The 21,755-nt window shown below is 65.7% G+C and carries 25 protein-coding genes; 17 read left to right on the plus strand and 8 right to left on the minus strand.

Annotated features, from left to right (window positions below):
• The first annotated feature begins 116 nt into the window (after positions 1–116).
• The 4 genes from birA (at position 117) to AX284_RS03770 (ending at position 3,858) form a co-directional block, all read left to right on the plus strand.
• On the plus strand, positions 117–1,064 hold the full coding sequence (gene birA / locus AX284_RS03750) for a bifunctional biotin--[acetyl-CoA-carboxylase] ligase/biotin operon repressor BirA (RefSeq protein WP_068383691.1): 948 nt from the start codon (positions 117–119) through the stop codon (positions 1,062–1,064).
• Entirely contained in the window at positions 1,054–1,806 is a 753-nt protein-coding gene (locus AX284_RS03755; protein ID WP_017638738.1) for a type III pantothenate kinase, read from the plus strand. Before birA ends, AX284_RS03755 begins: the two co-directional genes overlap by 11 nt.
• A 204-nt stretch (positions 1,807–2,010) precedes the next feature.
• The gene (locus tag AX284_RS03765; protein ID WP_017638740.1) at positions 2,011–2,469 is read left to right on the plus strand and encodes a DUF3301 domain-containing protein; all 459 of its coding nucleotides are present in this window, start codon (positions 2,011–2,013) and stop codon (positions 2,467–2,469) included.
• A 99-nt stretch (positions 2,470–2,568) separates the two neighbouring features.
• Positions 2,569–3,858, plus strand: coding sequence for an MFS transporter (locus AX284_RS03770; RefSeq protein ID WP_068383693.1), 1,290 nt, complete (start codon positions 2,569–2,571; stop codon positions 3,856–3,858).
• A 45-nt stretch (positions 3,859–3,903) separates the two neighbouring features.
• Here the strand turns inward: AX284_RS03770 and AX284_RS03775 are convergent, their stop codons facing one another.
• Both AX284_RS03775 and AX284_RS03780 read right to left on the minus strand, forming a co-directional pair.
• Positions 3,904–4,371 carry a hypothetical protein gene (locus tag AX284_RS03775; RefSeq protein WP_064308910.1) on the minus strand — a complete coding sequence of 156 codons (468 nt, stop codon included), beginning with the start codon at positions 4,369–4,371 and terminating at the stop codon, positions 3,904–3,906.
• A gap of 120 nt (positions 4,372–4,491) precedes the next feature.
• Positions 4,492–5,427 (minus strand): alpha/beta hydrolase, encoded by a 936-nt coding sequence (locus tag AX284_RS03780; RefSeq protein ID WP_068383695.1) that lies wholly within the window; start codon positions 5,425–5,427, stop codon positions 4,492–4,494.
• 123 nt (positions 5,428–5,550) lie between these two features.
• Between AX284_RS03780 and AX284_RS03785 the strand changes: the two genes are divergently transcribed.
• The 9 genes from AX284_RS03785 (at position 5,551) to AX284_RS03825 (ending at position 12,615) form a co-directional block, all read left to right on the plus strand.
• Positions 5,551–6,069, plus strand: coding sequence for a hypothetical protein (locus AX284_RS03785; protein ID WP_064308912.1), 519 nt, complete (start codon positions 5,551–5,553; stop codon positions 6,067–6,069).
• Complete coding sequence (locus AX284_RS03790) at positions 6,066–6,464, plus strand: DUF3140 domain-containing protein (RefSeq protein ID WP_017638744.1); 399 nt, start codon at positions 6,066–6,068, stop codon at positions 6,462–6,464. The genes AX284_RS03785 and AX284_RS03790 overlap by 4 nt, the downstream gene beginning before the upstream one ends.
• A gap of 143 nt (positions 6,465–6,607) precedes the next feature.
• On the plus strand, positions 6,608–7,498 hold the full coding sequence (locus AX284_RS03795) for an EamA family transporter (protein WP_064308913.1): 891 nt from the start codon (positions 6,608–6,610) through the stop codon (positions 7,496–7,498).
• 56 nt (positions 7,499–7,554) lie between these two features.
• Positions 7,555–8,337, plus strand: a complete 783-nt coding sequence (locus AX284_RS03800) for a DeoR/GlpR family DNA-binding transcription regulator (protein WP_064308914.1) — start codon at positions 7,555–7,557, stop codon at positions 8,335–8,337.
• Positions 8,338–8,357: 20 nt separating this feature from the next.
• The gene (locus AX284_RS03805; protein ID WP_064308915.1) at positions 8,358–9,491 is read left to right on the plus strand and encodes an MFS transporter; all 1,134 of its coding nucleotides are present in this window, start codon (positions 8,358–8,360) and stop codon (positions 9,489–9,491) included.
• A 67-nt stretch (positions 9,492–9,558) separates the two neighbouring features.
• A complete protein-coding gene (locus tag AX284_RS03810; RefSeq protein ID WP_064308916.1) occupies positions 9,559–11,607 on the plus strand; it encodes an AsmA family protein in 2,049 nt (682 codons plus the stop codon).
• A gap of 138 nt (positions 11,608–11,745) precedes the next feature.
• Entirely contained in the window at positions 11,746–11,982 is a 237-nt protein-coding gene (locus tag AX284_RS03815; RefSeq protein ID WP_017638749.1) for a hypothetical protein, read from the plus strand.
• The gene (locus AX284_RS03820; protein ID WP_017638750.1) at positions 11,979–12,200 is read left to right on the plus strand and encodes a YgdI/YgdR family lipoprotein; all 222 of its coding nucleotides are present in this window, start codon (positions 11,979–11,981) and stop codon (positions 12,198–12,200) included. The genes AX284_RS03815 and AX284_RS03820 overlap by 4 nt, the downstream gene beginning before the upstream one ends.
• Before the next feature lie 13 nt (positions 12,201–12,213).
• Positions 12,214–12,615 carry a Rho termination factor N-terminal domain-containing protein gene (locus AX284_RS03825; protein ID WP_064308917.1) on the plus strand — a complete coding sequence of 134 codons (402 nt, stop codon included), beginning with the start codon at positions 12,214–12,216 and terminating at the stop codon, positions 12,613–12,615.
• A 55-nt stretch (positions 12,616–12,670) separates the two neighbouring features.
• Here the strand turns inward: AX284_RS03825 and AX284_RS03830 are convergent, their stop codons facing one another.
• From AX284_RS03830 to AX284_RS03845, 4 genes are all read right to left on the minus strand, one after another.
• Positions 12,671–13,864: a class I SAM-dependent rRNA methyltransferase gene (locus AX284_RS03830; RefSeq protein ID WP_064308918.1), complete on the minus strand. Its 1,194-nt coding sequence runs from the start codon at positions 13,862–13,864 to the stop codon at positions 12,671–12,673.
• Positions 13,865–13,931: 67 nt separating this feature from the next.
• Positions 13,932–14,171 carry a hypothetical protein gene (locus AX284_RS03835; protein WP_017638753.1) on the minus strand — a complete coding sequence of 80 codons (240 nt, stop codon included), beginning with the start codon at positions 14,169–14,171 and terminating at the stop codon, positions 13,932–13,934.
• 247 nt (positions 14,172–14,418) lie between these two features.
• Positions 14,419–14,805, minus strand: a complete 387-nt coding sequence (gene cueR / locus AX284_RS03840; protein WP_064308919.1) for a Cu(I)-responsive transcriptional regulator — start codon at positions 14,803–14,805, stop codon at positions 14,419–14,421.
• A complete protein-coding gene (locus AX284_RS03845) occupies positions 14,802–17,186 on the minus strand; it encodes a heavy metal translocating P-type ATPase (protein WP_068383698.1) in 2,385 nt (794 codons plus the stop codon). Before AX284_RS03845 ends, cueR begins: the two co-directional genes overlap by 4 nt.
• A gap of 111 nt (positions 17,187–17,297) precedes the next feature.
• Here AX284_RS03845 and AX284_RS03850 point away from each other — a divergent pair, with 111 nt between their 5' ends.
• Entirely contained in the window at positions 17,298–17,492 is a 195-nt protein-coding gene (locus tag AX284_RS03850; protein ID WP_017638756.1) for a cation transporter, read from the plus strand.
• On the opposite strand, the gene AX284_RS03855 is transcribed toward AX284_RS03850, so the two are convergent.
• Positions 17,474–18,103 carry a TetR family transcriptional regulator gene (locus tag AX284_RS03855; RefSeq protein ID WP_068383700.1) on the minus strand — a complete coding sequence of 210 codons (630 nt, stop codon included), beginning with the start codon at positions 18,101–18,103 and terminating at the stop codon, positions 17,474–17,476. The genes AX284_RS03850 and AX284_RS03855 overlap by 19 nt on opposite strands.
• A gap of 112 nt (positions 18,104–18,215) precedes the next feature.
• Between AX284_RS03855 and AX284_RS03860 the strand changes: the two genes are divergently transcribed.
• The 3 genes from AX284_RS03860 (at position 18,216) to zapE (ending at position 20,978) form a co-directional block, all read left to right on the plus strand.
• Complete coding sequence (locus tag AX284_RS03860; protein ID WP_026083563.1) at positions 18,216–19,388, plus strand: multidrug effflux MFS transporter; 1,173 nt, start codon at positions 18,216–18,218, stop codon at positions 19,386–19,388.
• Between the two features lie 68 nt (positions 19,389–19,456).
• Positions 19,457–19,843 carry an MAPEG family protein gene (locus AX284_RS03865; RefSeq protein WP_017638759.1) on the plus strand — a complete coding sequence of 129 codons (387 nt, stop codon included), beginning with the start codon at positions 19,457–19,459 and terminating at the stop codon, positions 19,841–19,843.
• An 85-nt stretch (positions 19,844–19,928) separates the two neighbouring features.
• The gene (zapE, locus tag AX284_RS03870; RefSeq protein WP_068383702.1) at positions 19,929–20,978 is read left to right on the plus strand and encodes a cell division protein ZapE; all 1,050 of its coding nucleotides are present in this window, start codon (positions 19,929–19,931) and stop codon (positions 20,976–20,978) included.
• Here the strand turns inward: zapE and AX284_RS03875 are convergent.
• A complete protein-coding gene (locus tag AX284_RS03875) occupies positions 20,975–21,619 on the minus strand; it encodes a hypothetical protein (RefSeq protein WP_068383704.1) in 645 nt (214 codons plus the stop codon). The genes zapE and AX284_RS03875 overlap by 4 nt on opposite strands.
• Between the last annotated feature and the right edge of the window lie 136 nt (positions 21,620–21,755).

A 21,755-nucleotide genomic window follows, 5' to 3' on the forward strand; every position in this document is an offset into this window, starting at 1 on the left:
GTTTCCCCATGTGAGAGTAGGTCATCGTCAAGCGCCTAACACCCAGCACCCCCGCTCAGTTCACTCTGGCGGGGGTGTTGTCTTTGGGGCGGAAGAAAGTCGAACGGAGTTCGAGGATGCCGTTGCTGAAATTGCTGAGTGATGGAAAATTTCATTCCGGCGTCGAGCTTGGTGAGGCCCTGGGCGTCTCCAGGAGTGCCATCTGGAAGCGGCTGAAGACGCTGGAAGATGACCTGGGCGTCGAGGTGTTCAAGGTTCCGGGGCGGGGTTACCGCCTGGAAGAGCCCCTGTCGCTGCTCGATGCCGAACGGATCGCGGGGGAGGGTGGTTGGCCGGTAGCGGTCCTGGCTTCCATCGACTCCACCAATGCCGAGGCACAACGCCGTCTGCAACAACAGCAGCAAACGCCGTTCGCCTTGCTGGCCGAGCATCAGCAGGCCGGACGTGGCCGGCGTGGCCGCGCCTGGGTCAGTCCCTATGGCAAGAATCTCTATCTCACCGCCGTGGTCTCCAGCCAGGGCGGGATCCAGAAGCTGCAGGCCTTGAGCCTGACCATGGGCCTGGCGGTGATCCGTACCCTGCAACAGCTGGGAGTGGAGGATGCCTGGCTGAAGTGGCCCAACGACGTCCTGGTTCGTGGTCGCAAGCTGGCCGGTATCCTCATCGAATTGTCGGGTGATCCGCAGGACGTCTGCCAGGCCATCATCGGCATCGGTATCAACGTCAACATGCGCATGGCCAACGACATCGATCAGCCATGGATTTCCATGGCCGAGGTCCTGGGCGGTCTGCAGGATCGCAACCAGGTCGCCAGTCTGCTGCTGCGGGAGATCGACAGCCTGTGGCAGATTCACCGCCAATCCGGATTCGCCGCCCTGCGCGGCGAGTGGGAGCGTTATCATGGCTGGCAAGGTCGAGCGGTAACCCTGTCTTCGGGGGTTCGCTGTATTCAGGGCACAGTGGCAGGAGTTGCCGAAGATGGGGCTATCCTCATGCGCGTAGACGGGCAGACACAGGCATTCAGCGGTGGCGAATTGAGCCTGAGCCTAGATCATGATTCTTGAACTCGATTGCGGTAACAGCCTGATCAAGTGGCGACTGCTCGCCGCGGGAGCCGAAGTGGTCGACACCGGCATCGTCGACAGCGACGACGCCCTGATCGCGGCCCTGTCCCAGCCGGATGCTCCCACCCTGGCGGCCTGTCGGCTGGTCAGCGTGCGCAGCGACGAAGAGACCCAGCAGCTCAAGGAGCGGTTGACGGCGACCTTCGCCATCCCCTGTCACCAGGCCGTGCCGGTAGAGGTGTGGAATGGTGTGCGCAACGGCTATCGGGATCACCAGCGTCTGGGCATGGATCGCTGGTTGGTGATCCTGGCCGCGGTGCAACTGGCCGAGGGAAAGGCCTGCGTGGTCCTGGATCTGGGCACTGCGGTGACGGCCGATCTGGTCGACGCCCAGGGTGAGCATCAGGGCGGGTTCATCTGTCCGGGGATTCCGTTGATGCGTCGGGAACTGCAGACCCATACCCGTCGGATCCGCTACGATCCACATTGGGCCAGTGGTGAACGCTACGAGGCGCCGGGACGTACGACCATCGAGGCCGTGGAGCGTGGGTGTCTGTACATGCTCAAGGGCTTTGTCCGCACCCAGTACGAACTGGCTCAGGAGATGTTCGCCGAAGGCTGCGAGGTGTTTCTGACCGGGGGTGACGCGGAACTGGTCAAACATGTCGTTCCGGGCGCGCGGATCGTGCCCGATATGGTGTTTGCTGGATTGGCTTTGGCGTGTCCGCTCGAGAACGAATGATGCGTTGGTTGTTTCTGCTATTGGTGGTACTGAACGTTTTCTACTACATATGGCATCAACAGCAGGTGCCTTTGCTAGGTAAGGAAATCGCCCCTCTGACGCTGTACAAAGGCGAGCGTGAAAACATTCGTCTGTTGAACGAGACGGCATCTGGTGACGCTGCACGGCGTCAGTGACGGCGGTACCCTTCGATGAGGAGCGAAGATGCTGACGCTAGGTAATCTCTGCCTGTTGCTGGGCGCAGTCGGCATTGGTCTGTGGTTCTGGCACGCCCACGGCATTCGCGAGCAGGCACTGGTGCTGGCCGAGCAGGAGTGTCGTCGCCGCAAGGTCACGCTGCTCGATGGCGCCGTGGCCTTTTCCCGTTTTCGCTGGCTGGCCGATGCCAAAGGCCGCAAGCGCCTGGCGCGGTTGTTCTCCTTCGAATTCACCGTGACGGGAGAGGAGCGACTCGACGCCTCTCTGGCCCTGTTCGGCAAGACGCTGGCCAAGGTCGAGTTCGCGCCTTTCGTGGTGCCCGAGGTCGAACGCCCGGCGGCGGATTCGGTGGTGGCTTCGGCCCCTGCCTATCAGGCCAAGCCCGAGCACGGCCAGGTGGTCTATCTGGATCAATGGCGACAGCGCCAGCGTACCGAGACCAATAGGCGCCAGGAGCCGGAGTGATCCCCGGCACTATCTCCTGATATTTTTTTCCTTCCGTAGTCTGACGATCAGTTCCGGCTGATCCGTTCTGGCTTTCTGCTTCTTTTCATGTGATCCCTGATGTTCAGCCCTCTCGTTACCTTTCCTGCGCTCTATTTCGCCACCCTCCTGATGTTGGCCGGCTCCGGTCTGTTCACCACCTATATCGGTCTGCGACTGACTGAGCAGGGGGCAGGGGATTTCTGGACCGGCGCCCTGATGGCGGCCTACTACTTCGGGCTGGTGTGCGGCGGCAATTTCGGCCATCGGCTGATCGCCAGTGTCGGCCATATCCGTTCCTATGTGGCCTGCGCCGGTGCGGCCACCGTTACCGTGCTCATTCACGCCCTGATCGACGACCTGAACGTCTGGATCGCGTTGAGATTCATCATGGGCGTGGTGATGATGAATCAGTACATGGTGATCGAGAGCTGGCTCAACGAGCAGGCGGAGAATCACCAGCGCGGCAAGGTGTTTGCCGGCTACATGGTGGCGGTGGACCTGGGGCTGGTGATCGGCCAGGCGCTGCTGGCCTGGCATCCGCAACTCGACTACAAGCCGCTGTTGCTGGTAGCCATCTGCTTCGCCTCTTGCCTGATTCCTCTGGCGATGACGCGGCGGGTGCACCCGGCCAAGCTGGTGGCGGCGCCGCTGGAGATCCGCTTCTTCTGGCAGCGGGTGCCCCAGTCACTGGTGACCATCTTTACCGCAGGCCTGCTGGTGGGGGGCTTCTATGGCCTGGCACCGGTGTTCGCCAGTCGCAGTGGCCTGGATACGGCGCAATCGAGCTTCTACGTCGGGCTGTGCATCGTCGCGGGCTTCTGCGCCCAGTGGCCGCTGGGCTGGCTGTCGGATCGACTCGACCGCTGCAAGCTGATCCGCGCCAATGCGGTGCTGCTGTGCCTAGCGGCGGTACCGCTGTGGGGACTGATCACCTTGCCCTATCCCTGGTTGCTGGCTGCGGGCTTCGTCTCGGGCATGCTGCTGTTCACCCTCTATCCGCTGGCGACCGCCTTTGCCAACGACCACGTCGAGCCCGAGCGGCGGGTGGAACTGTCGGCGATGCTGCTGACCACCTATGGCGTCGGTGCCTGCATCGGGCCGCTGCTGGCCGGCGCGGCCATGGAGCATTTCGGCCCGGGCACCTTCTATGTGCTGACCTCGGCCTATGCGCTGATCCTGATCGTCTTCGTGCAGCCCCGGTTCGTCAGTGGCGAGCACCGGCTGGACGCGGCACCGCTGCATCATGTGGCCATGCCGGATTCCGTCAGTCCGATGGCAGCGGCGCTGGATCCGCGTATCGACGAGGTGCCGCAGGAAATGGTGGTGGAGGCCCCCGCCAGCATCGGACCGGGTAGCGAGAAGACCTGATAGGCGAGCCCGGCGCGAGGCCAGGCAGGAAGGAGCGGGTAGCGCTTAGGCCTGACGGGTCTGGCCGGGCTTGATCAGGCGGTCCAGGGTCTGGGCCGAGCCGTTTTCGGCCAGGGCGCCCTCCTGCAGACGATGCTGCTGATGCTCGATCAGTCGACCCACGGGACGCTGACCGCTTTCTTCGGCCACTTCGTCGCCACCGAGACGCTGTTGTTGGTCTTCGATCACCTGGCCCAGGGGACGCAGACTGGACTCTTCGGCGATCCGGCGGTCCTGCAGTTGGCGTTGCTGCTGCTTGATGACTTCACCCAGCGGACGCAGGCTGGATTCTTCGGCCAGGGTGCGTTCCTGCAGACGTTGCTGCTGTTGCTTGATCAGATGGCCTAGCGGACGCTGGCTGGATTCCTCGGCGATCTGGGTGGCAGGGCTGGTGGGGGTGAAGGAGAAGTCCTGGGCGAAGGTGTTCAGGGCCAGGGCGGTCAGGGCGAAACCGAAGGCGATACGCAGGTTCATGATGGTGTCCTCTGGGGAAACTGTGCTGGAGTGAGTTCAGTATCCCGAGCAGGACCGCTCGAAAAAAATAGACTGGCGAGATAGTGACTATCAGCGCCGTCGATGCCTTTCAAAAAACCTCTAGCCTCCCGTCGATGATTCCTGCTTTTCCGCTTCGCTCAGGTGCGTGCCACCGAACAGCTCGCGCAGAGCGGCGGCATAGGCACGTGTGCCTATCACCATGCTGTTGGAATGGGTGCCGCCCGGGATCAACAGCAGCCGCTTGGGGGGTTGCGCGGCGGCATAGAGGGCCTCGCTGAAGCGGGGCGGCACATAGCGGTCGTCGCTGCCGTGAACGATGAGCACCGGGATATGGATCTCCGGGATCTTGTCCAGGGAATCGAATTTCTCCGTCATCAGCCAGCGCAGGGGAAAGCGGGTGTCAACCACCGCCGAGGCGGCATCGGCCAGGGTGGTGAAGGTGGATTCGATGATCAGACCGGCCGCGGCGGGATAGTCGCCCGTGGGATCCCCGTCGCGGGCGATGCGCCAGGCCAGATCCACCGCCACGGCGCCACCCAGGGAATGGCCATAGAGGTATCTCTTGCGCGGATCGGGCTGCAGGCTCTGCAGGTGCTTCCAGGCGACCCGGGCGTCCTGGTAGACGCTGCGTTCGGAGGGAACGTCGCCAGGACTTTCGCCAAAGCCGCGATAGTCGATGGCCAGCACCGAGTAACCCAGTTGTCGCAGGGTGGCGATGCGCCGGACCTGGGCGGTGAGATTCCAGCGGGTGCCGTGCAGATAGAGCAGGGTGGGGGCGTCCGGGCGCCGGGCGGGCCACCACCAGGCATGCAGGTAGTCGGTGCCGGTCAGACCGTCCGGGACCGGCAGATTGAACTGGCGGACGCCTTCCGGCACCCCGGTGAACCAGCTGGCATTGCCGGGCTCGATGCTGAACACCCATTGACGTTCGCGGTAGGCCAGTTCCGAGCAGCCATAGGGGACCCCGACACCCACCAGCAGGGTGACGCAGAGCAGCGGGATCAGGCGACGGCGGAGCAGGGTGGCAAGGGGCATGGGTTTCTCTGGATACCGGAAGACGCAGGGTAGGGGCGTTCGTCGCCTGGCGCGAACCCCCGTTTCGGTTGGACAGTCATCCTAGAGACAGCGACTGCAGTGACCCCACACCTGAGGTGAGCCATGAGTGCTACGGCCAAGAAGAGCGATCCCGAACTCTGGGAAAAGGTGAAGAAAGAGATTACCGAGGGCGACAAGGGCGGCAAGCCCGGCCAATGGTCGGCGCGCAAGGCGCAACTGGCGTCCCAGGAGTACCAGAAGCGCGGTGGTGAATACCAGGGCGGCAAGGGCAAGGACAATCATCTGCAACAGTGGACCGACGAGAAGTGGGACACCCGCTCCGGCAAGAAATCCGAAGAGACCGGCGAACGCTATCTGCCGGAAAAGGCCCGGGATTCCCTGAGCAAGGAAGAGTACCAGCGCACCACCGCCAAGAAGCGTCGCGACACCCGCCGCGGCAAGCAGCATTCCAAACAGCCGGCGGATGTGGCGCGCAAGACGGCGACCGCGCGTGAGTCGGGCCTGGCCGGTCTGACCAAGGACGAATTGATGAAGCGTGCCGCGCGTCGCGAGGTGCGGGGCCGGTCGCGCATGAAGAAAGACGAACTGGTGAAGGCGTTGCAAAAGGCAGGTGAAAAATGAGCACCAAGAAGGCTTCCAACGACGACAAGAAAGACGACAGGAAAGAGGTTCGCAGCGAGTTCAAGCAGGTGGTCAACATGACCCCCAGCCAGCTGCGCAAATGGCTCAGCGGTGATACCAGCAAGGGTGTGGGCATGACCAAGGGCGGCAAGAAGGTCACGGCCGCCAACGATGGCAAGGCGGTCGGCCATGCCATGGGTGAGCGCATCCTGGAGCTCAAGGGCAAGCGCCAGGCCGAGCTGGAAGACGATGACTACCAGGCCATGCGCAAGGTCATCGGCTATGTGCATCGCCATCTCAAGCAGCGACCGGAGGGCGATATCGAAGACTCGCGCTGGCGCAAGTCGCTGATGAACTGGGGCCATGATCCCTTGCGCGACAAGCGCAGTGCCTGATCCCGACGAACCGCAGCCCAGGCTGCGGTTTTTCGTTGCTAGGGAGTGACTGGCCGAATTTGTGGGCAACTGTGACGCCGCAGCGCGGACGCAAAGGAGTAGGGTAGCCACCTATCTATCTGAAATCCTTCAAGGAGTTGTGAATGGCACCCCGGGATCTGTTGCTGGCATTGGTCGTCATCCTGGCCTGGGGGGTGAATTTCGTCGTCATCAAGGTTGGCCTGCATGGCGTACCGCCCATGTTGCTGGGCGCCCTGAGATTCTGTCTGGCGGCCTTTCCCGCCATTCTCTTCGTACGGCGACCCCAGGTGTCCTGGCAGCTGCTGCTGGCCTACGGCCTGACCATCTCGCTCGGCCAGTTCGCCTTCCTGTTCTCGGCCATGTACGTGGGGATGCCAGCGGGGCTGGCCTCGCTGGTGTTGCAGGCCCAGGCCTTCTTTACCCTGGCCTTCGCCGCCACCTTCCTGGGTGAGAAGGTACGGCGGGCGAGTCTGGTCGGGCTGCTGGTGGCGGCCTTGGGGCTGTTGCTGATCGGTACCGAGCATGGCGTCACCATGACCCTGGCCGGTTTTCTGCTGACCCTGGCGGCGGCGGCCATGTGGGGCCTGGGCAATATCGTCATCAAGAAGATCGGCAAGGTGGACATGCTCGGCCTGGTGGTCTGGGGCAGCCTGATTCCGCCCATCCCCTTCTTCATCCTGTCGTTGCTGCTGGAAGGCCCGGAACAGATCGCCACGGCGCTGACGTCGCTGTCGGGCGGCTCGGTCTTTGCCATCGTCTACCTGGCCTTTATCGCCACCCTGGTCGGCTACGGCATCTGGAGCCGGCTGCTGTCGCGCTATCCGGCGGGCCAGGTGGCGCCCTTTTCGCTGTTGGTGCCGGTGGTGGGGCTGACTTCCGCCGCGGTGCTGCTGGGGGAGCAGATGACCATCCAACAAGCGGTAGGTGGCCTGGCTGTCATGTTCGGCCTGTTGATCAATGTCTTTGGCGGTCGCTGGCTGGATACGCGGGACAAGGCCTCAGCCTCTGCATGATGTTGCACGTTTATAAATGATTGTGCATGATCTGCTGATCCTCCTGGAGTATCAGCATGACTGCATCCATCCACCTCCCCGAAGAACGCCAGGCCGCGATCCTGGCCCTGTTGCGTGAGCAGGGCCGGGTCCTGTCGGCCGAACTGGCCGCCACCTGGGGCATTTCCGAAGACAGCGTACGTCGCGACCTGCGTGAACTGGCCCGCCAGGGCCTGTGCCGCCGGGTGTACGGTGGGGCGCTCTCGCTGCTGACACCGCCGCAGGCACTGCCGGCGCGGATCAGCCAGGACGAGACGGCCAAGCAGGCGCTGGGCCACGCCGCGGCCAGGCTGGTACAGCGGGGGCAATTGCTGCTGCTGGATGCCGGCTCGACCAACCTGGCCATCGCCCAGGCGCTGCCCACGGATCTTGACCTGACCGTGGCCACCAATGCGCCGGTGATCGCCACGGCGCTGCTGCAGCGCCCGGGCATCCGGGTGCTGATGATCGGCGGCCTGGCTGCGCCGCAGTCCGGCGCCTGCCTGGGCGCCCGGGCCCTGCGTGACCTGCGTGGCGTGCGCGCCGACCTGGCCTTTCTCGGGACCTGCGCCCTGGCGGTGGAAACCGGGGTGACCGGCTTCGACCTGGAGGAGGCCGAGTTCAAGGCGGCCGTGGCCGAACAGAGCGCCCAGGTCGCCGTCGCGGTGACCGCCGAAAAGCTCGACAGCGTGGCCTTCTATCACGTGCTCCGGCTCGATCAGCTGAACCATCTGGTGTTGGAGCCGGGGTTGAGCGAGGAGCGCCTGCAGCCCTATCGCGATGCCGGCCTGCACCTGCATTCGCTCGCTAGCGACCGCTGATCTCTCGCCCAAGGATTCCCATGACCTCTGCCGTACTGCGTCGCCAACGCCGCGCCACCTTTACCGTCTTTCTCGCCAATGGTTGCGGGATCGGTGGCTGGGCGGCCGCCATTCCCGAACTCAAGCGCGATCTGGCGCTGGGCGACGGCCAGCTGAGTCTGGTGCTGCTGGCGGTCGCCCTGGGCGCCCTGCTGACCATGCCCTTCGCCGGGGTGCTGGTGCCGCGCCTGGGCGGTACCGGACGCCTCACCCGGCTGAGCATCCTGGCCTTCGTGCTGGTGCTGATCTGGCCTGGGGTGGCGCCGTCGCTGGGCTGGCTGCTGCCTTGCGCGCTGCTGCTCGGTGCCAGCAATGGCCTGATCGACGTGGCCATGAATGCCCATGCCAGCGATGTCGAAAGCCGCTGGAACGGCCCGCTGATGTCGTCCTTCCATGCCGCCTTCAGCCTGGGCGGATTTCTCGGTGCCGGCCTGGGGGCACTGGTGCTGCACCTGGGCGCCTCGGCGCTGGTGGTGTTGCTGGCCGCTGCCCTGGTGGCGCTGGTGCTGGCCTTGCCCGCCGCCCTGGCCCTGGACGAAGGCGATCGCAGCCCGGTGAGCCATGCCCTGCGGCTGCCGAATCGACGCGTACTGGCGCTGGGGTTGATCGCCATGGGCTGTCTGATGCTGGAAGGGGCCATGACCGACTGGAGCGCCGTCTACCTGGGCCAGGTGGGCGGCGCGAGTCCGGTGGTGGCGACCCTGGGCTATGCGGCCTTTTCGCTGACCATGCTGGTGGGGCGGCTGTTCGGCGACGGCATCCGCGCTCGCTTCGGCGGCCCCCAGGTGATCGTTGGCGGGGCCCTGCTGGCGACCCTGGGGCTGGCCCTGGCGGTAATCCTGCCGGCGCCCTGGACGGCGATCCTCGGCTTCGCGCTGGTCGGCCTGGGCCTGTCCAATGTGGTGCCCGCGGCCTTCAGCGCCGCCGGCCAGGTGGCCGAGACGCCGGCTGCGGGCATCGCCATGACCGCCACCGCCGGTTATCTCGGGTTCCTGCTCGGTCCGCCGCTGATCGGTGCCGTGGCGGGGCAGGTGGGACTGCGTGGCAGTCTGCTGTTGTTGACCCTGATCGGGGTGGCGGTGGCGCTGCTGGCGCTACGCCAGCGCAAGGCATGACGTCTATTCAGGGAACCCCGCTGCGCTGAGCAGACCCAAGAGGGAACGGAAATCCAAGGAGGCGGCCATGACGCGCCCACGCAAGATCCTCGCCTGGCTGCTGGGAATCATCCTGCTGCTGTTCGTGCTGGTGGTGGTGATCCTTGCCACCTTCGACTGGAATCGGCTCAAGCCGACCATCAACGAGCAGGTGTCGAGCGCCTTGCACCGGCCCTTCGCCATCGAGGGCAACCTGGGCGTGGTCTGGCATCGCGAGCCGGATCAGGGCGGCTGGCGCGCCTGGATTCCCTGGCCGCACATCGCCGCCGAGGACCTGACCCTGGGCAACCCGGACTGGGCCAAGGAAAAGACCTTCGTCCACCTCGACCGGGTGCAACTGCGGATCTCCCCGCTGGCACTGCTGGCCAAGCAGATCTATATCCCGCGCATCGACCTCAGCGGGCCGGTGGTCAATGCCCAGCGGCTGGCCGATGGCCGCAACAGCTGGACCTTCGAGACCGCCGAGAAGGACCCCAAGGCCGAACCCTCGGCCTGGACCGTAGATATCGGCACCATTGGCTTCGACGCCGGCCAGGTCGGCTTCGACGATGCCCAGACCGCCACCCGGCTAAGGGCGCGGATCACCTCCCTGGATGCCCCCATCGCCTACGCCGATCTGGTCGGCAAGCAGGGCACTTCGCGCCAGCGCTCCCACGTCAAGCAGACCCAGCCCTTCCAGTTCGCCCTGGCGGTGGAGGGCAGCTACAAGCAGGTACCGGTCAGTGGCCGTGGCCAGATCGGCGGCCTGCTGGCGCTGCAGGACGCCGACGTGCCTTTTCCCATCCAGCTCGATGCCCGGGCCGGCGAGACCCGCGTCCAGGTCTTTGGCACCCTGACCGATCCGCGGCGGCTGGGCGCCCTGGATCTGCACCTGGTGCTGGAAGGCAAGAGCCTGGCGCAGCTCTATCCGCTGACCGGGGTCACCCTGCCGGAGACGGCGCCCTATGCCACCGACGGCCATCTCACGGTCAAGCTCAACGATCCGGCGGGCGCCCGCTTCAGCTATGAAGACTTCAATGGCCGGGTCGGCAAGAGCGACCTGCACGGCGAGGTGCTGTTCACCGGCGGCAAGCCGCGGCCCAAGCTCAGTGGCACCCTGCGCTCCGATCAGCTGCTGTTCGAAGACCTGGCACCACTGATTGGCGCCGATACCAAGGAGCAGCAGGCGGCCAAGGGCGAGGCCAGCAAGCAGCCGGCGGACAAGGCGCTGCCGATCTCCGAATTCCGCACCGAGCGCTGGCGCGCCATGGATGCGGACGTGCGTTTCACCGGCAAGCGCATCGTGCAGAACGCGCAGCTGCCGATTACCGATCTCAACACCCACGTGCGCCTGACCGATGGCGTGCTGCTGCTCGACCCCCTGCGCTTTGGTGTGGCCGGCGGCGATCTGAACACCACGGTGCGCCTGGAAGGCGACAAGACGCCCCTGCAGGGGCGGGTCGATCTGCATGTGCGCCGGGTCAAGCTGAACCAGCTGTTCCCCACCGTGGAGACCATGAAGCGCAGCATGGGCGAACTCAATGGCGATGCCACCCTGAGTGGCACCGGCAACTCGGTGGCGGCATTGCTCGGCACCAGCAACGGCGAACTCAAGCTGCTGATGAACGACGGCCGCATCAGCCGCAGCTTGATGGAGCTCGCCGGACTCAACGTCGGCAACTATCTGGTCGACCGGCTGTTCGGCGATGACGCGGTGGAGATCAACTGCGCGGTCGCCGATCTCGATTTCAAGAAGGGCTTGGTGCAGCCCCAGGTCTTCGTGCTCGACACCGAGAATGCCCTGATCAACATCACCGGCACCATCAACCTGGCGAGCGAACGACTGGATCTGACCGTCGATCCCCACAGCAAGGGCTTGCGCATCTTCTCGCTGCGCTCACCGCTCTATGTGCGCGGCACCCTGAAGAATCCCGCGCCGGGGGTGAAGGCACTGCCCCTGGCGGCCCGTGGCGCGGCGGCGGCCTTGCTTGCCACCTTCGCGGCGCCGGCGGCCGGTCTGCTGGCGCTGGTGGCGCCCAGCAACGAGCAGGGCGCCCAGTGCAGTGCGCTGTTGCAACAGATGCGTACAGGGCGTTGAACTCCTGCGCTAGAGCCGGTTCGCGCGCCTTGACAGATGACCGTTCGGCGGCGTCTGACGGGTGGAAAAGAACCGCTCTGGTTGCCTAGGCTCTATAGAAATAACCCGAGTCGGGCAGCCTTTTCGCGGAGATCCCTCATGCGTGACGACACCGATAGCCACTACGAAATCCACTACAAACTGCTGGGCGAAAGCTATACCGACCGTATCAGCAATCTGGACGTGCCCATCACCGACGTGGTCCGTGACTTGGCCTGTCGGCACCTGGATGCGATCAACGACGAGCGCTTCCACCTGGCCGACATCGAGTCCGGTCAGGCGCTGGTGGCGCTGCACGATGTGTCCATTCATCGCGTCGCACCGGAAGCCCCATGAAGCGGCTACTAGGCGGTGGGTTGCTGGCCCTGACCCTGACGGGGCTGGCGGCCTGTTCCACCGAGACGGTAGTGACCCTGCAGGACGGTACCCAGTACATCACCGAAGATCGTCCCAACACCAAGACGGCCGACGGTTTCTATGAATTCACCGATGTGGCGGGTCGTCACGTGCGGGTGAAGGCAGCCGATGTAGCCACCATCAAGGCGGAAGACTAATCAGGAGACTGCCATGCCCCGCGGCGACAAATCCAAGTACAGCGACAAACAGGAACGTAAGGCCGAGCACATCGAGGAGAGCTACGAGAAAAAGGGCGTCTCCAAGGATGAAGCCGAAGCACGGGCCTGGGCGACGGTGAACAAGCAGTCCGGCGGTGGTGAAAAGGCAGGTTCCGGCAAGGCCAAGAGTGGTACCGCCAAAAGCGCGGACCGCAAGGATTCCGCCCGGCGGGCGGTGGCGACCAAGCAAGGCCAGTCGCCCAACAGCGGTCGCGCTTCAGCGCGGCATTCGCGCACTGGCAGCACCTCGCTAAGTGACCTGACTCGCGATGAGCTGGTGAAGAAGGCGGCTGAGCAGAACGTCCGCGGTCGGTCGCGAATGAAGAAGGACGAGTTGATTCGTGCCCTGAGCTGAGGCAAAGACACAAATAAAAAAGCCGGACAATGTCCGGCTTTTCTTTGCCTGGCGTTTAGCTGGGTAGCAGACGGCAGGTGAGGCTCTTGATGTAGCGGGTCTCCGGGATGGCCGGGTGCACCGGGTGATCCGGGCCCTGAGCGCCGCGTTCGAGGATCTGCAGGTTGCGATCCAGATGGCGGGCGCTGCCGAGCAGGATGTTTTGCAGGTCGTCTTCGGGCAGGTGCATGGAGCAGGAGGCGCTGACGAGGATGCCGTCCTTGTTCAGCAGCCGCATGGCCTGTTCGTTGAGGCGGCGATAGGCGGCCTCGCCGTTCTTCAGGTCCTTGCGCTTCTTGATGAAGGCTGGCGGGTCGGCGACGATGACGTCGAATTTCTCTTCACCGGCCTTGAGTTCCTTGAGCGCTTCGAAGACATCGCCCTCGACGCACACCAGCTTTTCCGCCAGGCCGTTGAGGGTGGCGTTGCGTTCCACGCCGTCGAGGGCAAAGCCCGAGGCGTCCACGCACATGACCTCGCTGGCACCGAAGGCCGCGGCCTGCACGCCCCAGCCGCCGATGTAGCTGAACAGGTCGAGCACCCGCTTGCCTTCGACATAGGGCGCCAGGCGCGCACGGTTCAGGCGGTGGTCATAGAACCAGCCGGTCTTCTGGCCTTCGCGGACCGGTGCCTCGAAGCGCACGCCGTTCTCTTCCAGCGCTACCCAGTCCGGTACCTCGCCGTAGGCCACTTCCACGTAGCTGGAAAGACCCTCGGCCGTGCGGGCGCTGCCATCGTTCTTCCACAGCACGCCCTGGGGCTTGAACACCTGCAGCAGGGCGGCGAGGATGGCCTCGCGCTGGCGCTCCATGGTCGCCGAGGCGATCTGCACCACCAGGATATCGTTGAAGCGATCCACCACCAGGCCGGGCAGGAAATCCGCATCGCCATAGACCAAGCGATAGCAGTGGCTGCCGAACAACCGCTCGCGCAGGCTCAGGGCGACCTTGAAGCGATGCACCAGCAGCGACTTGTCCAGCGGATAGCCGGTGTCGCGGGAGAACAGGCGGGCGCAGATTAGGTTGTTGGGCGACAGCGCCACCAAGCCCAGCGGCTTGCCGCTGGTGGTTTCCAGGATGGCCTGGTCGCCCGGTTCGAAGGCGGTGAGCGGGGTGGCGACGACGTCCACCTCGTTGCTGTACACCCAGAGGTGCCCGGCGCGCAGACGGCGGTCGGCATTGGCTTTGAGGCGCAGGCGAGGCAGGGTCATGAATCACTCCAACGAAGGGGGCAAAAGCGCGGAATTATAGCGCAAAGCCACCTGCCTGGGCCGGCCGTCAGTCCCGCTGGCTGACCTCGATATCGCTAAGTCCGGCCTCCTGGGCACGACGGGCGATGCTCGGCTGGGCATGGCGTTCCCAAGGCGCATCGACCACCACCTGGGGTTCTTCGACATGCTTGATCAGCAACTGCAGCACGGCTTCCTCCTCGGTGACCGGCTCGAAACTCTCCAGCTCGTGGGTGAGGGGCTCGCCATTGAGGCGATAGCGGATCTGGTAACGGTGCAGGGTCTGCATGGGGGTACCTCGGCAGCGGGGGATAAGCGATGGACTCCGCCAGGCGGCCGCGGTTGCGTCAGAACCTGGTCACGATCTGCTGCGCGTCGGCCAAACGGCGTTGAAAACGCCCTGGAAGGCCAGCCCCGTCAGAATGCTCATTTACCACTTGTAAACCCGAGCGCGGGTCCGATCCGCCTCCTCAGGCATTTTCGTGGGGCCACCTAGGCCTTGTTTGGCTCTAGCTCGCGAGATCGTGAACAGGTCCTCAGCCGCCGAGGGTATCGAGAATCGGGCAGTCGGGACTGGCGTCGCCATGGCAGCAGGACACCAGCTCGCCCAGGGTGCTGCGCAGGCGGGTCAGTTCGGCGATCTTCAGATCCAGCTCGCCGATGTGCCGCTTGGCCAGCGCCTTGACGTCGGCACTGGCACGCTGCCGGTCCTGCCAGAGACTGAGCAACTGGCGGATCTCCTCCAGGCTGAAGCCCAGTTCCCGCGAGCGGCGGACGAAGGCCAGCACTCGCAGATCCTCGGCGCCGTACTGGCGATAGCCGCTGTCGGTACGCCCGGCAGGCGCCAGCAGACCGATGCGCTCGTAGTAGCGCAGCATCTTGGCGGTGAGCCCACTGGCCTTGGCGGCCTGGCCGATGTTCATGACGAGAGATCTCCAGACGGGCGCCAGCGGCCGAGCAGCAGGGCATTGGCCAGGACACTGACGCTGGAAAAGGCCATGGCGGCGCCGGCATAGACCGGGTCGAGCAGGCCAAAGGCCGCGAGCGGCAGGCCGATGACATTGTAGACGAAGGCCCAGAACAGATTCTGGCGGATCTTGCGCTGGGTACGCCGGGCGATGTCCAAGGCCGCCACCACCTGGCGTGGATCCTCCTGCAGGAGGGTGATGCCGGCGGCATGGCGCGCGGCGGCGGTGCCCGAGCCCATGGCGATGCCCAGTTCAGCGGCGGCCAGAGCGGGGGCGTCATTGAGGCCGTCGCCGACCATGGCGACGCCGCCCTGGGTCGCTTGCAGACGGGCGACCACCGTGGCCTTGTCGGCGGGCAGTACCTCAGCCTCCCACTGCGCGATGCCCAGCGCCGCGGCCACCTGGCGGGCGCTGCCGCGGTTGTCACCGGTCAGCAGCCAGCTGTCGATACCGTCATGGCGCAGCTGGGCGATGGCCGCGGCGGCACCCGGACGGATCTCGTCGCCAAAGGCCAGCAGGCCCAGCACCCGCGGTTGGGCGCCGGTTTCCAGCAGCCAGGACAGGGTCAGTCCCTGGTCTTCCCAGGCGCGAGCGGCGTCGGCCAGGGGGCCGGCGTCCAGCTGCCGTTCGGCCAGCAGGCGGGCATTGCCCAGCAACAGCGGCCGTCCTTGCCAACTGCCCTGGAGGCCGCGGCCGGGGAGGGCGCGGACGTCCTGGGCGGGCGGGGTGTCCAGGTCACGGTCACGACAGGCCAGGAGCACCGCTGCGGCCAGGGGGTGTTCGCTGCCGCGTTGCAGGCTGCCGGCCAGACTCAGCAACTCGGCTTCCTCGATGCCAGGCGCCGTGGCCAGGTGGCGCAGGCGCAACTGGCCGGCGGTCAGGGTGCCGGTCTTGTCGAAGACCACGGTGGTGATGCCCTGGGCGCGCTCCAGGGTTTCGGCGCCCTTGATCAGGATGCCGTGACGCGCCGCCACCCCGGTGCCGGCCATCAGCGCAGCAGGAGTAGCCAGGCCCAGGGCGCAGGGGCAGGCGATGACCAACACGGCGACGGCGGCGAGCAGGCTGGGCTCCAGGGCGTGACCAGTCAGCAGCCAGCCGAGCAGGGTGACCAGGGCCAGGGCCACCACTACCGGAACGAACACCCGGCTGATGCGATCCACCAGTTGCTGGATGGGCGCCTTGGTGGCCTGGGCGTCTTCCACCAGGCGGATGATACCGGCCAGCACCGTCTCGCCGCCCAGGGCGGTGACCTCGACCTGCAGATTGCCCTCGCCATTGATGGCGCCACCCACCACCTCGTCGCCGGGGCCCTTGGCGACCGGGCGGCTCTCGCCGGTGAGCAGGGCTTCATCCACCTGGCTTTCGCCCTGCAGGATGCGGCCATCGGCGGGGATGCGTTCACCCGGACGAAGCTGCAGGCGATCGCCCAGGCGCAGCCGGTTGAGGGCAACCTCCTCTTCGTTGCCGTCGGCATCCAGGCGGCGGGCGCTTTCGGGGCGCAGAGCTTCCAGAGCGCGCAAGGCCGCGCCAGTACGGCGCTTGGCACGGGTCTCCAGGTATTTGCCCAGGCGCACCAGGGCGATGACCATGGCCGCCGTCTCGAAGTAGAGATGGGGGCTGCCCTTGACTAGCCAGAGATAGAGACTCAAGCCGTAGGCGGCGCTGGTGCCCAGGGCGACCAGCACGTCCATGTTGCCACTGCGGGCGCGCAGGGCATGCCAGGCGCCACGATAGAAGCGCGCGCCGATGAGGAATTGCACCGGTGTCGCCAGCAGGAGTTGCAGCCAGGCGGGCGGCATCAGGTGCCAGCCGAAGGGCGTCAGCAGCATGGGCAGGATCAGCGGCGTGGCCAAGAGCAGCGCCAAGGCCAGCTCCAGGCGTTCCCAGCGCAGGCCCTGACGTACCGGGGCAGGGCGGTCGTCTTCGGCCAGGCGATCCTCGGCGCCGTAACCCGCCGCTTCTACCGCGACGATCAGGGCCTGCGTCTCGACCGCGGCCAGGGTCTTCACCCGGACTCTTTCGCTGGCCAGATTGACCTCGGCGGTCAGCACCCCGGGCACCGTACGCAAGACCTTTTCGATACGCCCGGCGCAGTTGGCGCAGCTCATGCCGGACAGTGACAGGTCATGCTCGACCTCGGCCACCCGGTAGCCAGCCGCGCTGACCGCCTCGGCCAGCGCCGGTGCCGCGTCGATTGGCGCGCTGACGCGAGCCTTTTCGCTGGCCAGGTTGACGCCGGCCGCACTGACGGCCGGGACCTTCTGCAGGGCGCGCTCGACCCGCCCGGCGCAGGCCGCGCAGGTCATGCCGCTGATGGAGAGTTCGAATTCGTGCATGGGCACCTCCTAAGCTCAGTGTTGACCTTGACCTCGGGTCAAGGTCAACACTGGAACCCGGTCCTGGCGCTGGCGTCAGGAGAAAGAGGTCAAGACAGACAGGAGCAGACCATGCATGTCATCAAGGTAGTCGGAATGAGTTGCGCCCACTGCGTGAGCGCGGTCGAGGCGGCGGTCCTCAAGGTCGATGCCCGGGCGCGGGTCGAGGTGGATCTGCAGGCGGGCGAGGTGCGTATCGACAGCGCCGAGGTTGATGCGCCCTTCCGCGCGGCCATCGAGCAGGCGGGCTATACCGTCGTCGACTGAGTCCAGTCGCGCACGATGGCGCGGAAGAAGGTGGTGAACACCTGATCGGCGGCCAGCAGCGGGGCGAAGGTCTGTTCGTCGCGCAGCAGATCGGAGAGGGTGCCGAGAAACAGGCTGTGCAGCATCCGACTGGCCAGTTGTGGCGTCACGCCCGGCTGCAGGCGGTGCGCCTGGGCGGTGAAGAGGGCGTCGGTAATGCGAATGAACTGCCGCAGGAACTGCAGATCGCGTTCTTCGGCCTCGCGCAGCTCTTCGGTGAATTCGCAGCGGTGCAGCATGATCGTCATCACCCGCTGCTCGCGGCCAGGCTGGGTGAACTTCCCCATGCCTTCGATGCACAGTTTGAACAGCCGTTGCAGACTATCTTCCTCGCCGTCGACGCGCAGGCGCTCGCTCAGTTCGTCGGCGGGGATCCTTATCTGGCTAAGCATTTCGTGGAGCAGGTGGGCCTTGTTCTGGAAATGCCAGTACACTGCACCCCGGGTGACGCCGCATTCGCGGGCGATCATTTCCAAGCTGGTACGCGCCACGCCATTGGTCAGGAACAGGGCTTCCGCCGCATCGAGAATGGCTTGGCGGGTCTGTTCGGCTTCTTCTTTCGTACGACGCATGGGCGATCTGACTGGCAGTGGGTCTGCCACGCAGTCTAGCGCGCCTCGGCGCTTTTACAAACATGATTGTATGTAACTGCGCGACACTTCCGCTTCCATCGGATCAGGCTTCATGACTTTTCGCTTATTGTTGATTCTCGGGGCCCTTTCGGCCTTCGCTCCCTTCGCCATCGACATGTACCTGCCCAGCTTCCCGTCGCTGGCACTGTCGTTCGCCACCGACATCGAACACGTGCAGCTGAGTCTGGCGGTGTATTTCGCCGGTCTGGCCAGCGGTCAGCTGTTCTATGGCCCCCTGGCGGACCGCTTCGGTCGCCGCCTGCCGCTGCTGATCGGCATCGGCCTGTTCTGCCTGGCGTCGCTGGGCTGCGCCCTGGCGCCGAGTCTGCCCTGGCTGATCGCCGCGCGCTTCGTCCAGGCCCTGGGCGGTTGCGCCGGCATGGTGATCGCGCGAGCCGTGGTGCGGGATCTCTGCGAGCCCATGGCCGCGGCGCGGGCCTTCTCGCAGATCATGCTGGTGACCGGGATCGCCCCCATCATCGCGCCCTTCGCCGGCAGCCTCCTGCTCAGCACCTTTGGCTGGCAGGCGATCTTCGTCAGCCTGGCGCTGTTCGCCGCCGCCTGCGGTACCGCCGTGGCGCTCTGGTTGCCCGAGTCCTTGCCGGCGCACCATCCACGGCCGCCGCTGCGGGGGGCCTTGCGCAACTACCTGCGGCTGCTGCGTGATCGCACCTTCATCGGCCACACCCTCACCGGCGGCATCGCCATGGCCGGCATGTTCGCCTACATCTCCGGCTCGCCCTTCGTGCTGATCGAACTCTACGGCGTCAAACCCGAGCACTACGGCTGGGTCTTCGGCCTCAACGCCGCTGGCTTCATCCTGCTGGGGCAGCTCAATGCCCGCCTGGTGGTCCGCCAGGGACCGGCCTTCTGGTTGCGTCGCGCGGTGGTGGCCTATGCCGCGGCGGGGCTGGTCCTGCTGCTGGTGGGTGCCTTCCAGCCCAAGGCGCTGCCGGTGCTGATGATTCCATTGTTCTGCGCCATCGCCCTGCTCGGTGGCATCGTGCCCAACGCCTCGGCCTGCGCCCTGGCGGGGCAGGGCGCCAATGCCGGCAGTGCCTCGGCGCTGATGGGCAGTCTGCAGTTCATCCTGGCGGCGCTGGCCTCCAGCAGCGTGGGCGCGCTGCACAACGGCACCGTGGTGCCCATGTGCGCGGTGCTGGCGCTCTGTGCGGTGGCGACCGCGCTGATGGCCCGCTGGACCCATAGATCCACACCCACCTGAAGCGGAGTGGATTTTTCCCGGCCAGGCAGGTCAGATAGGCGAACCCTCACACTTCCAGGGACGCCGACATGACCTTCGCCTACTGGTGCATCTTCCTCGTCTATCTCGTGCCCTATGGCGCGGCCTATTACGCCAAGTTCAAGGGCAGCGGCTTCACGCCCGAGGACAATCGGGATCCGCGCAGCTTCCTCGGCAAGCTGGAAGGCGCCCGGGCCCGGGCCAATGCCGCTCAGCAGAACGCCTTCGAGATCAATCCGCTGTTCGCCGCGGCAGTGATCGTCGCCCACGTCACCGGTGGCGCCGACCAGGGCACCATCAACTTCTGGGCCTTCCTCTTCCTGCTCAGCCGCATCGCCTACACCTGGCTGTATATCCGCGACCACGCCACCCGCCGTTCCCTGGCCTGGGCCGGTGGTTTCTTCTGCTGCCTGTGCCTGTTCATCGCCGCGGCCTGAACCTGCGGTGAGCCGACATCATCGGTCTTGACCGGCGGCGTCGGCTCCGGCTTCATTAGCGGCCTATCTTTCCTGGCCAGCCGCCATGACTTCCGCTTCGCCCGCCCAGCAGGTGCTGGAGCATTTCGCCGATCTGGCCCAAACCCGTGGGTACACCCTCGATAGCGCTCAACAGGCCGCCATCGAGCGCTTCGCCGTCTTGGCCGACGAACTCCTGCGCCCGCGCCTGTTTCGCCGCCAGACGCCGCGCAGCCTCTATCTCTGGGGGCCGGTGGGGCGTGGCAAGAGCTTCCTACTGGACGGCTTCTTCGCCGCCCTGCCATTCGCCGAGAAGCGACGGGTGCACTTCCATGCCTTCTTTCGCGAGCTGCACGAGCGGATGTTTCGCCAACCGCCGGGGGGCGATGCCCTGGCCGCCAGCCTGGACGACTTGCTCGCCGGCTGCCGACTGCTCTGTTTCGATGAATTCCATGTGCATGACATCGGCGATGCCATGCTCATCACCCGGCTGTTCAAGGCCTTGTTCAGCCGCGGTGTGGTGCTGATCACCACCTCCAACTATCCGCCGGAGGGGTTGCTGCCCAATCCGCTCTACCACGAGCGCTTCCTGCCGGCGATCCGTTTGATCGAGACGCGCATGGACATCCTCTCGGTGGCCGGTCCCCAGGACTATCGCGGCGCCAGCCCTGCCGAGCCCGATCCCTTCGGCGCTGGTGCCTATCTCTGGCCGGGTAGCCCGGAGCAGCGTCGTCGGCTGGCGCTGCCGCCATTGGCGCAGACCAGGATCGAGGTGCCGGTAGGCCATCGCAGCCTGCCCGCCATCAGCGCCGCGGAGGGTCTGCTGCACTTCAGCTTCGCCGACCTCTGCGAAGGCCCCACGGCAGTCCTCGACTACCTGACCCTGAGCGAAAGCTGGCAGCGCTGGCTACTCGATGCGGTGCCGCCGCTGCGCGACGCCAGCCCCGCCGCGCGACAGCGCTTCATCAACCTGGTGGATGTGCTCTACGACCGCCGCCTGGCGCTGTTCCTGGTCAGCGCCGCGCCGCTCGACGCGACCCTGGCCGACAGCGAGATCGCCGACATGTCGCGGACGCGTAGTCGGCTGTCACAGCTGCGGCAGATCGGCCCCGGTTAGTGCTGTTGCCGTAGCTTCGCACTGTCCAGATGCCAACGGCGCTGTTCGGCCGAGGCGCCGTCGACGTCGTTGACCCGGCGCAGCTGATAGCTGCCGCTGAAGGTCTGGCGGGTGCCGTCGGTGAGACGTGCCTTTACCGTCACCGGGACACTGACGTAGCTCGAGCCGGCCGCGCCCTCGACCGGGCCAGGTTGACCGAGGGTCACCTGCACGCTGCGGGTCCGGGCATAACCCTGGCGGAATTTCTCGTAACTGTTGCCGGGTTGGCCGTCATCTCCCCATAGCTGCCAGGCGGTGCCGTAGTCCCGCGCAGCCAGCGCCCGGTAGTAACGCTGGACCACGGCCGCCGCGGCCTCGGCGCTGCTGGGCAACGGACCGCAACCGGGTTCCTTGGCCGCCTCGCCATCGCCGAACAGGGCGCAGCTGCGGGCGATCTCGTCCTCTATCAGGGCGCAGCTGTTGGCGGCGTTGCAGGGCGGTCGCGTGGCGGGGGAGAGCGCTCGGCAGGTGGTGGCCAGGGCCTGAGCCGGCTTTTGCCCGATGTCCTGGGCGCAGCTGCGTGGCGCCCGCTCCGTGGCGGCCAGGGCACCGGTGGCCAGGGACAACAGCAGGAGAGGGCAGAGCAGCAGGCGGGGAGGCATAGACGCGATCCTTGGGCAAAGGCCCAGCCTAGCAGGCCGAGGTCGAGGTGGAAAAAAGCAGGTGACGGTCATCCGTCGTCTGGCCACTTGGCTGACGTAAAAGCGTCATGTGGCCGGCGCAGGGTAGGCAGATCCC

The sequence above is a fragment of the Pseudomonas sp. HUK17 genome, assembly GCF_001566765.1.

Excerpts from the sequence above, each read along its gene's own strand:
- birA (WP_068383691.1), top strand. The coding sequence starts at position 117 with ATGCCGTTGCTGAAATTGCTGAGTGATGGAAAATTTCATTCCGGCGTC.
- AX284_RS03755 (WP_017638738.1), top strand. The coding sequence starts at position 1,054 with ATGATTCTTGAACTCGATTGCGGTAACAGCCTGATCAAGTGGCGACTG.
- AX284_RS03765 (WP_017638740.1), top strand. The coding sequence starts at position 2,011 with ATGCTGACGCTAGGTAATCTCTGCCTGTTGCTGGGCGCAGTCGGCATT.
- AX284_RS03770 (WP_068383693.1), top strand. The coding sequence starts at position 2,569 with ATGTTCAGCCCTCTCGTTACCTTTCCTGCGCTCTATTTCGCCACCCTC.
- AX284_RS03775 (WP_064308910.1), bottom strand. The coding sequence starts at position 4,371 with ATGAACCTGCGTATCGCCTTCGGTTTCGCCCTGACCGCCCTGGCCCTG.
- AX284_RS03780 (WP_068383695.1), bottom strand. The coding sequence starts at position 5,427 with ATGCCCCTTGCCACCCTGCTCCGCCGTCGCCTGATCCCGCTGCTCTGC.
- AX284_RS03785 (WP_064308912.1), top strand. The coding sequence starts at position 5,551 with ATGAGTGCTACGGCCAAGAAGAGCGATCCCGAACTCTGGGAAAAGGTG.
- AX284_RS03790 (WP_017638744.1), top strand. The coding sequence starts at position 6,066 with ATGAGCACCAAGAAGGCTTCCAACGACGACAAGAAAGACGACAGGAAA.
- AX284_RS03795 (WP_064308913.1), top strand. The coding sequence starts at position 6,608 with ATGGCACCCCGGGATCTGTTGCTGGCATTGGTCGTCATCCTGGCCTGG.
- AX284_RS03800 (WP_064308914.1), top strand. The coding sequence starts at position 7,555 with ATGACTGCATCCATCCACCTCCCCGAAGAACGCCAGGCCGCGATCCTG.
- AX284_RS03805 (WP_064308915.1), top strand. The coding sequence starts at position 8,358 with ATGACCTCTGCCGTACTGCGTCGCCAACGCCGCGCCACCTTTACCGTC.
- AX284_RS03810 (WP_064308916.1), top strand. The coding sequence starts at position 9,559 with ATGACGCGCCCACGCAAGATCCTCGCCTGGCTGCTGGGAATCATCCTG.
- AX284_RS03815 (WP_017638749.1), top strand. The coding sequence starts at position 11,746 with ATGCGTGACGACACCGATAGCCACTACGAAATCCACTACAAACTGCTG.
- AX284_RS03820 (WP_017638750.1), top strand. The coding sequence starts at position 11,979 with ATGAAGCGGCTACTAGGCGGTGGGTTGCTGGCCCTGACCCTGACGGGG.
- AX284_RS03825 (WP_064308917.1), top strand. The coding sequence starts at position 12,214 with ATGCCCCGCGGCGACAAATCCAAGTACAGCGACAAACAGGAACGTAAG.
- AX284_RS03830 (WP_064308918.1), bottom strand. The coding sequence starts at position 13,864 with ATGACCCTGCCTCGCCTGCGCCTCAAAGCCAATGCCGACCGCCGTCTG.
- AX284_RS03835 (WP_017638753.1), bottom strand. The coding sequence starts at position 14,171 with ATGCAGACCCTGCACCGTTACCAGATCCGCTATCGCCTCAATGGCGAG.
- cueR (WP_064308919.1), bottom strand. The coding sequence starts at position 14,805 with ATGAACATCGGCCAGGCCGCCAAGGCCAGTGGGCTCACCGCCAAGATG.
- AX284_RS03845 (WP_068383698.1), bottom strand. The coding sequence starts at position 17,186 with ATGCACGAATTCGAACTCTCCATCAGCGGCATGACCTGCGCGGCCTGC.
- AX284_RS03850 (WP_017638756.1), top strand. The coding sequence starts at position 17,298 with ATGCATGTCATCAAGGTAGTCGGAATGAGTTGCGCCCACTGCGTGAGC.
- AX284_RS03855 (WP_068383700.1), bottom strand. The coding sequence starts at position 18,103 with ATGCGTCGTACGAAAGAAGAAGCCGAACAGACCCGCCAAGCCATTCTC.
- AX284_RS03860 (WP_026083563.1), top strand. The coding sequence starts at position 18,216 with ATGACTTTTCGCTTATTGTTGATTCTCGGGGCCCTTTCGGCCTTCGCT.
- AX284_RS03865 (WP_017638759.1), top strand. The coding sequence starts at position 19,457 with ATGACCTTCGCCTACTGGTGCATCTTCCTCGTCTATCTCGTGCCCTAT.
- zapE (WP_068383702.1), top strand. The coding sequence starts at position 19,929 with ATGACTTCCGCTTCGCCCGCCCAGCAGGTGCTGGAGCATTTCGCCGAT.
- AX284_RS03875 (WP_068383704.1), bottom strand. The coding sequence starts at position 21,619 with ATGCCTCCCCGCCTGCTGCTCTGCCCTCTCCTGCTGTTGTCCCTGGCC.